Consider the following 14,989-nt stretch of genomic DNA (forward strand, 5'->3'; position numbering starts at 1 on the left):
GTTGCAAGTGAGGGCATTCGCCCTCACCTGCCGGAGCATCAACCTTCGTTATGCATCTCTAAGCTTTCGAGATCGTTCTGCAGCTGGACGGCTTTCGCATCGTCGTTGCGCAGCGAATCAAGATAGTCGAGGTACTGCTGGTCAACGTCTTTGGTCACGTAAATACCGTTGAACACGGAGCATTCGAACTGCTGAATTTCCGGGTTCTCGGCACGCACCGCGTCGATGAGGTCGTTCAGATCCTGGAAAATCAGGCCGTCGGCACCGATGATCTGGCGAATTTCATCCACTTCACGGCCGTGAGCGATCAGCTCGTTAGCGGTTGGCATATCGATGCCGTACACGTTCGGGAAGCGAATCTCCGGCGCAGCAGAGGCCAGGTAGACTTTCTTCGCGCCCGCTTCGCGCGCCATCTCGATGATCTGCTCAGAGGTGGTGCCGCGAACGATGGAGTCATCCACCAGCAGAACGTTCTTGTCGCGGAATTCAGCGCGGTTGGCGTTCAGCTTGCGGCGCACGGATTTACGGCGCAGGTGCTGGCCCGGCATGATAAAGGTGCGGCCAACGTAGCGGTTCTTCACGAAGCCCTGACGGTATGGCTGGTCCAGAATGCGGGCGATTTCCAGCGCGATATCGCAGGAGGTTTCCGGGATAGGAATCACCACGTCGATGTCGAGATCGTCCCACTCGCGGGCAATCTTCTCGCCCAGCTTGGTGCCCATGTTCACGCGCGCGCTGTAGACGGAAATCTTGTCGATGAAGGAGTCCGGACGGGCAAAGTAAACGTATTCAAACAGGCACGGGTTGCTGACCGGGTTATCGGCACACTGGCGAGTAAACAGCTGGCCCTTCTCGGTGATATAAACCGCTTCGCCCGGCGCAACGTCGCGCAGGAACTCAAAGCCCAGGGTATCCAGCGCCACGCTCTCAGAGGCAACCATATATTCGGTACGGCCATCGCCGAGGTCGCGTTTGCCGAGCACCAGGGGACGAATGCCGTTTGGATCGCGGAAGGCCACCATGCCGTGACCGATGATCATCGCCACGCAGGCATACGCGCCGCGGATCTGGCGGTTGGTCGCAGCAATGGCAGCAAAGATGTTGTCTGCTTCCAGCGGGTAGTGGCGGAAGTTATCCAGCTCGCTGGCGAACACATTGAGCAGAATTTCAGAATCAGAGGTGGTGTTAATGTGGCGACGTTTCTCTTCGAACAGCTTTTTACGCAGCTCATGCGCGTTGGTCAGGTTGCCGTTATGAGCAAGGGTGATGCCATACGGTGAGTTGACGTAGAAAGGCTGTGCCTCAGAGGCGCTGGAACTGCCAGCAGTAGGATAACGAACGTGACCGATCCCCATATTACCTTGCAGACGCTGCATATGGCGGGCTTCAAACACATCGTTCACCAGGCCATTCGCCTTGCGTAAACGGAAGCAGTTGTTTGCATCAATGGTGATGATACCCGCAGCATCCTGCCCACGGTGCTGAAGCACCGTTAACGCGTCATAAATCGACTGGTTTACCGGCATGAAACCGGCGATACCGACAATACCGCACATTCGTCTTTTCCTCGTTAAGCCACATCTCAGGGTTTATGCCCTGGGCAAAAAACTCGACGAGCTTTGCAGATAGTCAAAGAACCATCTGATGATGAAGCTGAACTCTGGAATGAGCTGCGATTTCTGCCAGTCTTCGCTTTTGGAGAACCCGGTAAAGGTATCCAGGAAGAACAGGATCGCGGCCACAATCAGCACGCCTCGCAACGCCCCGAAACAGATCCCGAGTACCCTGTCCGTTCCTGACAGACCGGTTTTCTCGACCAGCTGACCTATCACGTAATTCACGATAGCGCCGACAATCAGCGTTGCGATAAACAGCACCGCGATAGCGATTCCATTTCGGACCAGTTCATCTTCAAAGCCCGTGAACCAGACAGACAGGTAAGTGTAGTAATGACTGGCGACAAAGAAAGCACAACCCCAAGTCACCAGCGATAACGCTTCACGAACAAAGCCACGGATCAGGCTAACCAGACAGGAAAAACCAATCACCGCAATGATGGCGTAATCAATCCAGACCATATGTGTCCCACGATTAAACGCCCTGTCATCCAGTTCGGGGCGAATTCTAACAGAAAAAGAAAACGTTTGCGTAGGGATTTCCTTCCCGCGCGTAAATAAAAAAGGCGCTGAAAAAATGTTCAACGCCGTGGCTTATCGCCTCTCTCTTTAAGGAGCAGGTCGTACTTAGTTCGCGCTGTAGCCCATCACCACGCCGCTCAGGCCGGAGATCTGCTTCAGCTCGCCCAGCGAACCTTTAAGCTTATCTTTGGACGCTTCTGGCCCCACGAGGATGCGGGTAATTTTACCCTGCACCGGCGTGGAAGGTGAAGTGTAAACACGATATCCCGCACTGCGCAGTTTGCTCACCACCTCGTTAACTTTGTCGGCGTTTTTCAGCGCGCCGAGCTGCACAACGTAAGCTTTTCCGGTCGGTGCCGCGTCCTGTTTTGCCGGCGGAGGGGTTTCTGATGCGGCAGCCAGCTGCTCCGCTGCTTTATCCCGCTGTGGCTGTTGCTGGGGTTTCGGCTGCGGCTTCTCAACCGGCTTCGGTTTTTCCACAGGTTTAGGCTGCTCTACCGGCACCGGATCGATATCGCTGCTGCTCGCTGCCGCCAGGCGAGACGGATCGAGTGACGGTGCGGCGGCATCGCCTGCCCGCACCTCTTCCGCCGCCCCTTCCGGCGGCTGGGCAGGCAGCGCCTGCGTCGCCGCGGGCAGCATATCCGGCTCATCGCGGTCACCCGGCTTCGGCACCAGCGGAATAGCGGCAAACTCATCCTGATAATGCTTTTTCTGCCCGTCGAGCAGCCCGGGGAGAATAATCACCCCGAGCGCGACAAGCACAATGGTTCCTGTTAAACGGTTCTGAAACTTACTCGCCACCGGTTCTCCCCGCGTCCATCACTTCCATGACATGTGCCACCGTGTGGAATGAACCACACACCAGCACGGTATCTTCTGGTTTAGCATCCGCCATCGCGGCATGCCAGGCATGAGCCACGCTACTATAGATTGCGCCTTTGCCGAGATGTTCCATCAACTGCTCAGCCGTCGCGCCGCGCGGCCCTTCCAGAGGAGCACAATACCAGCTATCGACCACAGTCTCCATGCAGGCCAGCGTCCCGCCGATATCTTTATCATGAAGCATACCGATAACCGCCAGCACGCGCCCGGTTTTTGGTAACGATTTGAGACGTCCCGCGAGATACGCCGCCGCATGCGGGTTATGCGCCACGTCCAGAATCAGGCGCGGTGATTCGCTGACAATCTGGAAACGCCCGGGCAGAATTGCGCTCTGAATGCCGTCGCGGATAGCCTGCTCGCTGACCGCTAATCCGCTGGCGCGCAGTGCCGCCAGCGCGGTTGCCGCATTCGGCTGCGGCACCTGCGGCAGCGGCAGGTTGTCCAGCGTGCCCTGACCATCGCTGAAGCGCCAGCCGTTATCCTGAACCTCATACTGCCAGTCAACGCCGCGGCGCAGCAGACGCGCGCCCTTCTCGTTTGCCACGTCAGCAATGGTGTGCGGCATGTCCGGCTCGCCGACCACGGCAGGTTTATTCGCCCGGAAAATACCGGCCTTCTCGCGGCCAATGCTTTCACGATCCGGCCCCAGCCAGTCGATATGGTCCAGCGCGATGCTGGTGACCACCGCCACGTCCGCATCCACCATATTAGTCGCATCAAGACGTCCGCCGAGGCCAACCTCAAGGATCACTACATCCAGCTGCGCCTGCTTAAACAGCCACAGCGCGGAAAGCGTACCGTATTCAAAATAGGTTAATGAGATCTCACCGCGCGCGGCTTCAATTTCCGCGAACGACGCCGTATGCGCCGATTCCGGCAGCTCGCTGTTCTGCACGCGAACCCGCTCGGTGTAGCGGACCAGGTGTGGAGAGCTGTACACGCCTACTCTGTAACCCGCAGCCATCAGGACAGATTCCAGCGTGCGGCAGGTGGTGCCTTTACCATTGGTGCCCGCGACGGTAAACACAAAAGGTGCCGGTTTGAGCACATCAAGACGCGCGGCGACCTGGCTTACGCGCTCAAGCCCCATATCGATGGTTTTACTGTGCAGGTTTTCCAGATAAGAAAGCCACGCGGCCAGGGGCGACGTGGCTTGGGGAATGCTTTTATTTTCCATAATGCCCGGTTGTCATTAACAGATTAGAAAGCAAAAGGGCAGCGCCAACCGGCCCTGCCCTTTTCAGTTATCAGGCCTCGGGTTCCTGATCCGGTACCACCACGCCTTCGCGCGGCTCATCCGGGTTCGGCGCTGGCAGATTCATCAGCTTCGCCAAGATGCTCGCCAGCTTCAGGCGCATTTCCGGACGGCGGACGATCATATCGATAGCGCCTTTCTCAATGAGGAACTCACTGCGCTGGAAGCCCGGCGGCAGCTTTTCACGAACGGTTTGCTCGATAACGCGAGGACCCGCAAAGCCGATCAGCGCTTTTGGCTCAGCGATGTTCAGGTCGCCCAGCATCGCGAAGCTCGCGGAGACACCGCCCATGGTTGGGTCGGTCAGCACAGAGATATACGGCAGACCGCGCTCCTGCATTTTCGCCAGCGCTGCAGAGGTTTTCGCCATCTGCATCAGCGACATCAGCGCTTCCTGCATACGCGCGCCGCCGGAGGCAGAGAAGCAGATTAGCGGACAGTTGTCTTCCAGCGCCTGCTCAACGGCACGCACGAAGCGCGCACCGACCACGGAGCCCATTGAGCCGCCCATAAAGGAGAACTCAAAGGCAGCGGCGACAACCGGCATCTCATGCAGGGTGCCTTTCATGACGATCAGCGCGTCTTTCTCGCCGGTCTCTTTCTGTGCAGAGGCCAGACGATCTTTGTATTTTTTGGAATCGCGGAACTTCAGCACGTCTTTTGGCTCGAGTTCGCTACCCAGCTCTACCAGAGAGCCTTCGTCCAGCAGGCTATGCAGGCGGTTGCGCGCCGACATACGCATATGGTGGTCACACTTCGGACACACCTCAAGGTTGCGCTCCAGCTCTGCGCGATACAGAACCTGACCGCAGCTATCACACTTCGTCCATACCCCTTCAGGAATGCTCGCTTTGCGCGTTGGGGTAATGTTGCTTTTAATTCGTTCAATCCAGCTCATTGATAACCTTTCTGCCTGAACCTGGTCGTATGCCAGTTTTGCTATAAGAGGCGAATAATGCCATTTTTGCCTCCAACAGACCATGAATGTTGCACATTAAAACATAACAGCCCGAAACTTTGGATAAAAAAGTGGTCGAACCGCCAGTGTGCATTTACTTCGCTTGTTTTGCCGCGGCACGTTTGTGACGAATGATTTCGATAACGCCAGGCAGTACGGAAAGCACAATAATCGCTACAATCAGTAACTTAAGGTTTTCCTGCACCACCGGGAGATCGCCAAAGAGATAGCCTGCATAGGTAAACAGCAGTACCCACAGCAGCGCGCCAACCACGTTGTATGCCGCAAAATGACGATAGGACATATGCCCCATTCCCGCCACAAACGGTGCAAATGTGCGCACAATAGGCACAAAGCGCGCAAGGATAATGGTTTTCCCGCCATGGCGTTCATAAAACGCATGGGTTTTATCTAAATAGCTGCGACGGAAAATTTTGGAATCAGGATTGCTGAAAAGCCGCTCACCGAACACTCGTCCAATCGTATAGTTGACCGCATCACCGACAATGGCGGCAATCACCATCAGCACAACCATAAGATGCACGTTCAGATCGTTAGTGGGCAGCGCCGATAGCGCCCCGGCCACGAACAGCAGTGAATCCCCTGGAAGGAATGGGGTAACGACCAGACCGGTTTCACAAAACAGAATGAGGAACAGTATGGCGTAAACCCAGACGCCATACTGCGCGACCAGCTCCGCCAGGTGAACATCAATATGCAGAATGAAATCAATCAGAAAACGTATTACGTCCATATTGTCTAAGCCCTAATTGCACCTTTGTTTAGTCCGCTAAAAACAGCGGACCCATTGGCGGTTTCGGCAGGTCAAATCGATCCGGATAGTCTACTGAGACCAGATACAATCCTTCCGCTTTCGCCGTGGCTGCCGCAAGCGTTCTGTCCTTCGCTGCCAGCAGGTCTGCAATCCAGCTCTCCGGCTGGTGTCCGGCACCCACTTCCATCAGGCTGCCTACAATATTCCGAACCATATGATGTACAAAGGCATTGGCTTTGATATCCACCACCACATACGCGCCAAAACGGCTGACGTTTATGTGCATGACGTTGCGCCACGGCGTGCGGGACTGACACTGCACCGCACGAAACGACGTAAAGTCATTTTCACCAATCAGACACTGCGCCGCGCGATGCATACGTTCTGCATCAAGCGGTTCATAAAAATGCGTCACGCCCTGGCTTAACACCGCAGGACGCAGGCGCTGGTTGTAGATGACATAACGGTAGCGACGCGCCGTGGCGCTGAAGCGCGCGTGAAAATCATCCGGCACAGCTTTTACCCAACGCACCGCAATGTCACCAGGCAAATTCGCATTTACACCCAGCGTCCAGGCGGCATCCTTACGCACGGCGGTGGTTTCAAAGTGCACCACCTGCCCCGTGCCGTGAACTCCCGCGTCCGTACGTCCCGCGCACAGGACGTTAATCGGCTCGTTTGCCACCTGAGAGAGCGCTTTCTCCAGCTTCTCCTGGACGCTGCGCACCTCATTCTGACGCTGCCAGCCATAATATTTACTGCCATCGTACTCAATACCGAGGGCAATTTTATGAACCGGCTTTTGTTCCACGTCTGACATCAGTACAGGTACTCCTGCACCAGTTTTTCAGCGATTTTGACCGCCATCAGCGCGCCGCCGAAGCGAACGTTATCGGCAACGGACCAGAACTGAACCTGCTCCGGCATCCCGTAATCGTTACGCACGCAGCCAACGGAAAGATGCGCGCTACCGGTGGCATCACCAACCTGCGTCGGGAACTCGCTCTCTTCAGAGAGCACGATGTCGTCACCGCGGCCAAACGCGTCGCGCGCCTCTTCTGCCGCCAGCGGACGGAGGGCTTCAAAGCCGACCATCTGCGCGTGGCCGTAGAAGACCGGAGACTGCACGACGCTCGCGGAGATCGTCAGGCCATCGTCCTGCAGAATTTTACGCACTTCATCGACGATACGGCGCTCTTCGCGCACGGAGCCCTCGCGATCCGGCAGCAGCGGCAGCATGTTGAACGCCAGCTGGCGGCCAAAGAAATCATCTTCGTCAATCGGGATACCGTTCAGCAGCTTCGCGCTCTGCCCGGCCAGCGCGTCAACGGCCTTTTTGCCGTTAGCGGACGCGGACAGCAGGCTGGTGACGGAAATGCGCGACAGGCCGCCGTCGTCGATCAGCGGTTTCAGGGCGGTCAGCAGCTGGCTGGTGAGGCTGTTCGGCACCGCAATGACGTTACGGTTGCGGTAGTCAGCCAGCACAAACGGGTTCACGTCCGGCACCACCAGCGGCACATCCGGCTCCATTGAGAACAGACCGCTCAGGTCGATCACCAGGCAGCCTGCGTTAGTCGCCTCTTCAACATACGCCGCAGTGGCTTCTGCGCCCGCGGCGAAAAACGCCAGCTGCGCCTGCGTCCAGTCGAACGCGGCCGCGTCCTGGACCATGACGGATTTACCGTTAAAACGCAGATGCTCACCTGCGCTGTCGGTACGGGCCAGCGCATAGATATCGCCCACCGGGAACTGACGCTCAGCAAGGGTTTCGAGCAGGGCTTCGCCCACGGCACCCGTGGCACCTAAAATGGCAATGTTCCAGCCTTCAGACATGGTGGTTTACTCCAGAAATAAAAAAGCGTCCCTGTCGGAGTATCCGACAGGGAGCATTAAGAAGACATTAATGCGCCGGGTGATGAACGGCGTTAAATCCCAGTTTATGCAGCAGCGTCGCTGCCGGGGCGTCGTCGCATATTACATACAGGGAAGACCACTCGCGGCGCTCAACGTAGTTCTTGCGCAGCTTATCAAACTCACCCGGGATCCCCGCCACTTTACGCAGCAGCGCATCATCGCGGCGCACATCATACACCAAATGCACCAGCCTTTTCAGCGTTGCCTGATCGAGCGGGCCGTGCAGGGTAATACGGCCAAATTCAGGCGCGGGGAGTAAGGTATCCAGCGCCACCTGCTGCGGATGGCCGATAAAAGCGCTGTAGGCTTCAAAGACCTGCGTGGTACCGCGGGCTTTGCCTTCCAGGGTATAACCGGCGATATGCGCCGTACCCACGTCCACCTTGTTAAGCAGCTCAACGTTGAGATCCGGCTCCGGCTCCCAGACGTCCAGCACCACGCTGAGGTCTTGTCCTTCGTTCAGACACGTCAGCAGCGCGGCGTTATCTACCACCGGACCACGGCAGGCATTTATCAGAATAGTGCCAGCCTTCAGACGGCGAATAAGCGCCTCGTCAGCAAGATGTAGCGACTTATACGGCCCCTCTTTAAACAGCGGCGTGTGGAAAGTCAGCACGTCACACTGTTCGACCAGCTCATCCAGCGAGCGGAAATCGCCGTCATCACCGTTGTCTTTACGCGGCGGATCGCACAGCAGCGTGCGGATCCCTAAGGCTTCAAGGCGCTTTTGCAGGCGCCCGCCGACGTTACCCACGCCGACAATCCCCACGGTGCGGTCTTTTAGGGCAAAACCGTCGCGTTCGGCCAGCATCAGCAGCGAGGAGAAGACGTATTCCACGACGGCTATGGCGTTACAGCCCGGCGCGGCGGAAAAACCGATTCCGGCCAGCTTCAGCCATTGCTCATCCACATGATCGGTCCCTGCCGTTGCGGTCCCAACGAACTTAACTGCCTTACCGGCGAGCAACGCCTCATTTACTTTGGTCACCGAGCGCACCATCAGCGCGTCGGCGTCATCCAGTTCGTTGACCGGGATCGGGCGACCAGGGACAGCCTTAACGTTACCCAGGCGGCTAAACAGCTCACGGGCATAAGGCATATTTTCATCAACGAGGATTTTCACGTCTGAGTACCTGTTTGAGAGGAAGAAAACCTGCCAAGTGTGCCATAATCTGGCCGCCAGGCATATACGTTCGCCAGGTTTACGCTGAGTTTTGACTTTAAGGATTTTTGACGATGCAGCCCATTTCAGGTACGCCGCCACGCCCTCCGGGTGAAGGCCCCGTCACGCCAAACGTTGCCGGTGAACAACCGCTATCCACGCAACAGCGCACCGTGCTGGAGCGACTGATCACGCGCCTGATTGCGCTGACTTCGCAGCAAAACGCGGAAGTCTGGGCCGGGGTAAAGCATGATTTAGGCGTGAGGAACGACGCACCGCTGCAGTCGCGCCATTTCCCTGCGGCCGAACAAAACCTGAACCAGCGTATTACGACCGCGCAGCAGAATCACACCACGCGCCAGATTGTTTCTCAGCTGACGGAGCTGCTGGGCCAGGGTAATAACCGCCAGGCGGTGAGTGATTTTATTCGCCAGCAGTATGGTCAAACCGCGCTGGGCCAGCTGACGCCCGACCAGCTTAAAACCGTGCTGACCCTGCTGCAGAACAACGAGCTTTCTATTCCACAACCTCAGGTGCGACCGGCGACCGAACGTCCGCTGCTGCCGGCCGAACACAATACGCTCAAGCAGATGGTGACGAAGCTGGCTGCGGCCACCGGCGAACCGACGAAGCTTATCTGGCAATCCATGCTGGAGCTGTCCGGCGTGAAGGCGGGTGAGCTGATCCCGGCCAAACAGTTTACGCATCTGGTGACCTGGCTTCAGGCGCGCCAGACGCTCAGCACCCAGAATGCCCCTACCCTGCATACCGTCCAGGCGGCACTGAAGCAGCCGCTTGAGCCGCACGAATTTGAAGTTATCCGGGATTACGCCCAGCAAAACTGGCAGGCCACGCCGCAAACGGTACTGACCACCGCGCAGGTGCAGGATCTGCTCAATCAAATCTTCGTTCGCCGCGCCGAGCGCGAGGGCGGCGTGCCGGAGGTGAGAAACATTCAGCCGATCTACAGCCCGCTGTTTGCGCCGGTCGTCGAGACGTTCAGAACGCTCTCTGCGCGTCCGGGGTTGATGTTTATTGCGCTACTGATTGCGCTGGCGATTTTCTGGCTGGTTGCCTGAGGTTTTGCCCGGTGGCGCTGCGCTTACCGGGCCTACAGCGGCTCAAGTCCTGCGAAACGCCACCAGCGTCACCACGATCCCTACGACCGCAGAAACCGCACCGGCCAGGAAGACGGACGGATAACCAAACGAGGTAGCTAATACCCCGGCCAGCGGCCCGGTTACCCCGTATGAGATATCCTGAAACGCCGCGTAGCCGCCTAGCGCCGTGCCGCGCACCTGCGGGGCCACGCGCTTCACGACTTCAACACCGAGCGCCGGGAAGATCAGTGAACAGCCGCACCCGGTCAGCGCCGCGCCAAGCAGCGCAACGGATGCCACGGGTGCATTCCACAGCAGCAGCAGACCCACGGTCTCTATCATCAGCGACGCGACCGCGACCTTCACGCCGCCGAAGCGATCCGGCATCCAGCCGAAGAAGACGCGCATTAGCACAAACGCGCCGCCAAACGCGGTGAGCGTAAAACCGGCCATCGCCCAGCCGCGGCTCATAAAATAGAGCGAGACGAAGGTACCAATCACCGCAAAACCCACGCCCTGCAGCGCCAGGCCAAGACCCGGCTGCCAGATTTGGCCGACCACGCTCCACAGGGAAGGACGCTCGCCTTTGTGCGCGGGCACCTTACGCACCGAGCCGTTAAACGCCCACGCCAGCAGGGGTAAAGCCATGGTGGTGGCAGCCAGCGCCGCAAACCCAAACTGGCTATTGATCAGCAGCCCAAGCGGTGCGCCTGCGGCCAGCGCGCCATAGATGGCCATACCGTTCCAGGACATCACCTTGCCGGAACGCGCAGGACCCACCAGCCCCATTCCCCACGTCAGGGTGCCGGTCAGCAGCTGGCTTTCACCGAATCCAAGGATTAAACGGCCCAGCACCAGCAGCGCAAACTTATACGCGGCGTCTACGGGCAGGAGAGCAGCCAGCAGCCATGCGCCGCCCGCCAGCCCGCAGGCAAACATTCCCTGTAACGCCGAACGTTTTGCACCGTGCTGATCCGCCAGCCGTCCGGCGTAACCGCGGGTCAATACCGTGGCTAAAAACTGAATGCCCACTGCAATGCCGACCATGGTATTGCCATAGCCCAGCTCCTGATGAACGAACAGCGGGATCACCGGCAGCGGCAGGCCAACGGTCATATAGGTCAAAAATACCGCAAAAGCGATACGGAACAGCGAGACGTTCGCTGAAGGGGTTGTTTCTGTTTGAGTTACTGCAGTCATGCTTTACTCCGAAATGAAGAGTAAGGCGGGGAAATGCCACGCCCCCTCTACCTGATAATCAGGATTAAGGTGCGTTGGTTGACGTTAAACGCTTACGCATTATCGTGAGGATAATGTTGAGGGTGAAGTTTGCCTGTGAGATCAGCCGCTTGTCAACGCATAAAAAAAGGGAGCCTTATGGCTCCCTTCCGGAATCAAACGTAAAACTTATGCTTTCAGCTTACGCATAACCAGCGTGGCGTTGGTGCCACCGAAGCCGAAGCTGTTTGACATGACGGTAGTCAGCGTCGCGTCCGTTGGTTTGGTCACGATGTTCAGGCCTGCAGCCTGCTCGTCCATCTCATCAATGTTGATGCTTGGCGCGATAAAGCCGTTTTCCAGCATCAGCAGAGAGTAGATCGCTTCCTGCACGCCAGCCGCACCCAGAGAGTGACCGGTCATGGCTTTGGTCGCGGAGATTGCCGGGCTGTTGTCGCCGAAGACTTCACGGATCGCACCCAGCTCTTTCACGTCGCCTACCGGAGTAGAGGTACCGTGGGAGTTCAGGTAGTCGATTGGGGTGTCAACGCCGTGCATCGCCATCTTCATGCAGCGCACCGCGCCTTCACCGGATGGCGCAACCATGTCGGCGCCGTCAGACGTTGCGCCGTAGCCCACGATTTCAGCGTAGATGTGCGCGCCACGTGCCAGGGCATGCTCCAGCTCTTCAACCACAACCATACCGCCGCCGCCAGCGATAACGAAACCGTCACGGTGCGCATCATAGGTACGGGAGGCTTTATCCGGGGTTTCATTGTATTTGGTGGACAGTGCGCCCATCGCGTCGAATTCACAGGCCATTTCCCAGCCCAGCTCTTCGCCGCCGCCAGCAAATACGATGTCCTGTTTACCCAGCTGGATCTGCTCAACAGCATTACCGATGCAGTGCGCGGAAGTCGCACACGCAGAGCTGATGGAGTAGTTCACACCGTGGATTTTGAATGGGGTCGCCAGGCACGCGGAAACCGCAGAACCCATGGCTTTGGTTACCACGTACGGACCTACTGCTTTCAGACCACGCGGGCTACGCATTGCGTCAGCGCCGAATACCTGCGCTTTTGATGAGCCGCCGGAACCGGCGATCAGACCCACGCGCGGGTTGTTCTGATAAACCTCTTCGCTCAGGCCGGAATCTTTGATCGCTTCCTGCATGGAGAGATAAGCATAAATAGAGGCATCGTTCATGAAACGAACCACTTTGCGGTCAATCAAACCGGTGGTGTCCAGTTTGACGTTACCCCATACGTGGCTACGCATACCTGAATCTTTAAACTCTTCAGAGAAAGTGATCCCGGAGCGTCCTTCACGCAGAGATGCCAGGACTTCCTGCTGGTTATTACCGATGCTGGAAACAATGCCCAGGCCAGTAATCACTGCACGTTTCATTCAATACCTCTGTAAGTCGCACTATAGTAAGTTTCGAGTCGCACAATAGCGTACACTTGTACGCCGAACAAGTCCGATCAGACATTTTCTGCGGAAATTTGCACCGATGGACTCACATCGTTAAGATCGTGCCACTGCCTGTCAGACGAGTAACTTACGTGAAACAAAACGCTATACAACCCGCCAACCTCGAATTCAACGCTGAGGGTACACCTGTTTCCCGAGATTTTGATGACGTCTATTTTTCTAATGATAACGGACTCGAAGAAACTCGCTATGTTTTCCTCGACGGAAACCAGCTCAGCACCCGCTTCCCGGCGCATCCGCGGAGCCTGTTCGTTGTAGCGGAAAGCGGATTCGGTACCGGACTCAATTTTCTGACCCTCTGGCAGGCGTTTAACCAGTTTCACGCTGCCCACCCTGAGGCTACGCTACAAAGATTACATTTCATCAGTTTCGAAAAATTCCCGCTCACCGCGCACGATCTGCGGCTAGCTCATCAGCGCTGGCCAGAGCTTGCAGCATGGGCGGAGCAGCTTCAGGCGCAGTGGCCGCCCCACATCGGCGGCTGCCACCGTCTGATTCTGGACGGCGGACGCGTGACGCTGGATTTATGGCTTGGCGACATCAATGACCTGACCGATACCCTCGACGATTCGATGAATCAGACGGTGGACGCGTGGTTCCTTGACGGCTTTGCCCCCGCTAAAAACCCGGACATGTGGAGCCAGCATCTGTTTAGCGCGATGGCGCGGCTGGCGAGCCCGGGCGCAACGCTTGCCACCTTCACCTCGGCAGGCTTTGTCCGCCGCGGGCTGCAGGAGGCGGGCTTTACCATGCAGAAGACCAAAGGTTTTGGCCGCAAGCGCGACATGCTGGTCGGCAGAATGGAGCAGACGCTGGACATCCCCGCTCAGACGCCCTGGTTTGCGCGCCGCGCCAGCGCATCCCGTGAGGTGGCGATAGTCGGCGGGGGGATCGCCAGCGCTCTGCTGTCCCTCGCGCTTCTCCACCGCGGCTGGCAGGTCACGCTCTACTGTGCTGACTACGCACCCGCCTGTGGAGCGTCCGGCAACCGCCAGGGTGCGCTCTATCCGCTTTTAAGCGCGCACGATCCGGCCCTGTTCCAGTTTTTCCCCGCGGCGTTTACCTTCGCTCGTCGCCTGTACGACGCCCTGCCGGTGGCGTTCGATCATGACTGGTGCGGCGTCACGCAGCTCGGCTGGGATGAAAAGAGCCAGCAAAAAATCACGCAGATGCTGTCGCTGGGTCTGCCTGACGAGATTGCCCGCGCGGTAAGTGCGCAAGAGGTGGCAGACACTGCTGGCGTGGAAACCGGATGTGGGGGCATTCAGTATCCGCTCGGCGGCTGGCTGTGCCCGGCTGAACTGACCGCGGCGGTCATTGCGCTGGCGCAGTCGCGCGGGCTGACGACGCATTATGCTCACAATGTTGAATCGTTGAGCCGGACAGAACGCTGGAATCTGCGTTTTGCCGATGGCAAAGCGGCGAGCCATGCCAGCGTTGTTCTGGCAAACGGACATAACATCAGCCAGTTTACCCAGACAGAGACGTTGCCGGTTTATCCCGTCGGCGGCCAGGTGAGCCATATTCCTTCCGCGCCCGAACTGAGCAAACTGCGTCAGGTGCTGTGCTATGACGGCTATCTGACGCCGCAAAATCCGTCTAACGGCCATCACTGCATCGGGGCCAGCTATCATCGTGGCGAAACGGATATGCGCTACAGCGACGCGGATCAGGCCCAGAACCGCCAGCGCCTGATTGACTGTTTCCCGGATGCGGCGTGGGCGAAAGAGGTTGACGTCAGTGAGGGTGACGCGCGCTGCGGCGTGCGCTGCGCCACCCGGGATCATCTGCCGATGGCGGGAAATGTGCCGGACTACGACGCGACGCTTGAGGCCTATCAGGATCTGGCTGATAACCGGGATAACGCGGTAAGCGCGCCGGTTTATCCGGAGCTGTATATGCTGGGTGGATTAGGGTCTCGTGGGCTCTGTTCTGCGCCGCTGCTGGCAGAAGCGTTAGCCGCGCAAATGAGCGGCGAGCCGAGCCCGCTGGACAGGGTTACGCTTGCAGGGCTGAATCCGAATCGATTGTGGGTACGGAAACTGCTGAAGGGGAAGAAGGTTAAGTAGGTGCGGCCTGGTGCCCTCACC

Annotated in this window: 13 protein-coding genes; 2 read left to right on the plus strand and 11 right to left on the minus strand. The window is 57.8% G+C overall.

Annotated features, from left to right (window positions below):
* Positions 1 to 38 precede the first annotated feature (38 nt).
* The 9 genes from purF to pdxB all read right to left on the minus strand — a co-directional run bounded on the left by purF (position 39) and on the right by pdxB (position 9,048).
* Entirely contained in the window at positions 39 to 1,556 is a 1,518-nt protein-coding gene (gene purF, locus LA04_RS17765; RefSeq protein ID WP_047652579.1) for an amidophosphoribosyltransferase, read from the minus strand.
* 33 nt (positions 1,557 to 1,589) lie between these two features.
* Entirely contained in the window at positions 1,590 to 2,078 is a 489-nt protein-coding gene (gene cvpA / locus LA04_RS17770) for a colicin V production protein (RefSeq protein WP_000262116.1), read from the minus strand.
* 165 nt (positions 2,079 to 2,243) lie between these two features.
* Positions 2,244 to 2,942, minus strand: coding sequence for a cell division protein DedD (gene dedD, locus LA04_RS17775; protein ID WP_047652580.1), 699 nt, complete (start codon positions 2,940 to 2,942; stop codon positions 2,244 to 2,246).
* Positions 2,932 to 4,200, minus strand: coding sequence for a bifunctional tetrahydrofolate synthase/dihydrofolate synthase (folC, locus tag LA04_RS17780; RefSeq protein ID WP_047652581.1), 1,269 nt, complete (start codon positions 4,198 to 4,200; stop codon positions 2,932 to 2,934). Before folC ends, dedD begins: the two co-directional genes overlap by 11 nt.
* A gap of 70 nt (positions 4,201 to 4,270) precedes the next feature.
* Positions 4,271 to 5,176, minus strand: coding sequence for an acetyl-CoA carboxylase, carboxyltransferase subunit beta (gene accD, locus LA04_RS17785; protein ID WP_003861408.1), 906 nt, complete (start codon positions 5,174 to 5,176; stop codon positions 4,271 to 4,273).
* Positions 5,177 to 5,330: 154 nt separating this feature from the next.
* Positions 5,331 to 5,990 (minus strand): DedA family protein, encoded by a 660-nt coding sequence (locus LA04_RS17790; RefSeq protein WP_039263236.1) that lies wholly within the window; start codon positions 5,988 to 5,990, stop codon positions 5,331 to 5,333.
* Positions 5,991 to 6,018: 28 nt separating this feature from the next.
* A complete protein-coding gene (gene truA / locus LA04_RS17795; protein WP_008502600.1) occupies positions 6,019 to 6,831 on the minus strand; it encodes a tRNA pseudouridine(38-40) synthase TruA in 813 nt (270 codons plus the stop codon).
* Complete coding sequence (locus LA04_RS17800; protein WP_047652582.1) at positions 6,831 to 7,844, minus strand: aspartate-semialdehyde dehydrogenase; 1,014 nt, start codon at positions 7,842 to 7,844, stop codon at positions 6,831 to 6,833. The genes truA and LA04_RS17800 overlap by 1 nt, the downstream gene beginning before the upstream one ends.
* Positions 7,845 to 7,911: 67 nt before the next feature.
* On the minus strand, positions 7,912 to 9,048 hold the full coding sequence (gene pdxB, locus LA04_RS17805) for a 4-phosphoerythronate dehydrogenase PdxB (RefSeq protein WP_047652583.1): 1,137 nt from the start codon (positions 9,046 to 9,048) through the stop codon (positions 7,912 to 7,914).
* A gap of 113 nt (positions 9,049 to 9,161) precedes the next feature.
* On the opposite strand from pdxB, the gene flk reads away from it, so the two are divergent.
* Positions 9,162 to 10,166: a flagella biosynthesis regulator Flk gene (gene flk / locus LA04_RS17810; protein ID WP_047652584.1), complete on the plus strand. Its 1,005-nt coding sequence runs from the start codon at positions 9,162 to 9,164 to the stop codon at positions 10,164 to 10,166.
* Positions 10,167 to 10,208: 42 nt separating this feature from the next.
* On the opposite strand, the gene LA04_RS17815 is transcribed toward flk, so the two are convergent.
* On the minus strand, positions 10,209 to 11,387 hold the full coding sequence (locus LA04_RS17815) for an MFS transporter (RefSeq protein ID WP_047652585.1): 1,179 nt from the start codon (positions 11,385 to 11,387) through the stop codon (positions 10,209 to 10,211).
* A 207-nt stretch (positions 11,388 to 11,594) separates the two neighbouring features.
* Complete coding sequence (gene fabB, locus LA04_RS17820; RefSeq protein ID WP_047652586.1) at positions 11,595 to 12,812, minus strand: beta-ketoacyl-ACP synthase I; 1,218 nt, start codon at positions 12,810 to 12,812, stop codon at positions 11,595 to 11,597.
* Between the two features lie 158 nt (positions 12,813 to 12,970).
* Here fabB and mnmC point away from each other — a divergent pair, with 158 nt between their 5' ends.
* Positions 12,971 to 14,968, plus strand: a complete 1,998-nt coding sequence (gene mnmC / locus LA04_RS17825; RefSeq protein WP_047652587.1) for a bifunctional tRNA (5-methylaminomethyl-2-thiouridine)(34)-methyltransferase MnmD/FAD-dependent 5-carboxymethylaminomethyl-2-thiouridine(34) oxidoreductase MnmC — start codon at positions 12,971 to 12,973, stop codon at positions 14,966 to 14,968.
* Positions 14,969 to 14,989 lie beyond the last annotated feature (21 nt).

This window comes from Enterobacter sp. UCD-UG_FMILLET (genome assembly GCF_000762975.1).
In the GTDB taxonomy this organism is placed as follows: domain Bacteria; phylum Pseudomonadota; class Gammaproteobacteria; order Enterobacterales; family Enterobacteriaceae; genus Enterobacter; species Enterobacter dykesii.

What these genes read in the sequence shown, in the direction of transcription:
- purF (WP_047652579.1), bottom strand. Translation starts at nt 1,556, where the DNA reads ATGTGCGGTATTGTCGGTATCGCCGGTTTCATGCCGGTAAACCAGTCG.
- cvpA (WP_000262116.1), bottom strand. Translation starts at nt 2,078, where the DNA reads ATGGTCTGGATTGATTACGCCATCATTGCGGTGATTGGTTTTTCCTGT.
- folC (WP_047652581.1), bottom strand. Translation starts at nt 4,200, where the DNA reads ATGGAAAATAAAAGCATTCCCCAAGCCACGTCGCCCCTGGCCGCGTGG.
- accD (WP_003861408.1), bottom strand. Translation starts at nt 5,176, where the DNA reads ATGAGCTGGATTGAACGAATTAAAAGCAACATTACCCCAACGCGCAAA.
- LA04_RS17790 (WP_039263236.1), bottom strand. Translation starts at nt 5,990, where the DNA reads ATGGACGTAATACGTTTTCTGATTGATTTCATTCTGCATATTGATGTT.
- truA (WP_008502600.1), bottom strand. Translation starts at nt 6,831, where the DNA reads ATGTCAGACGTGGAACAAAAGCCGGTTCATAAAATTGCCCTCGGTATT.
- LA04_RS17800 (WP_047652582.1), bottom strand. Translation starts at nt 7,844, where the DNA reads ATGTCTGAAGGCTGGAACATTGCCATTTTAGGTGCCACGGGTGCCGTG.
- flk (WP_047652584.1), top strand. Translation starts at nt 9,162, where the DNA reads ATGCAGCCCATTTCAGGTACGCCGCCACGCCCTCCGGGTGAAGGCCCC.
- LA04_RS17815 (WP_047652585.1), bottom strand. Translation starts at nt 11,387, where the DNA reads ATGACTGCAGTAACTCAAACAGAAACAACCCCTTCAGCGAACGTCTCG.
- fabB (WP_047652586.1), bottom strand. Translation starts at nt 12,812, where the DNA reads ATGAAACGTGCAGTGATTACTGGCCTGGGCATTGTTTCCAGCATCGGT.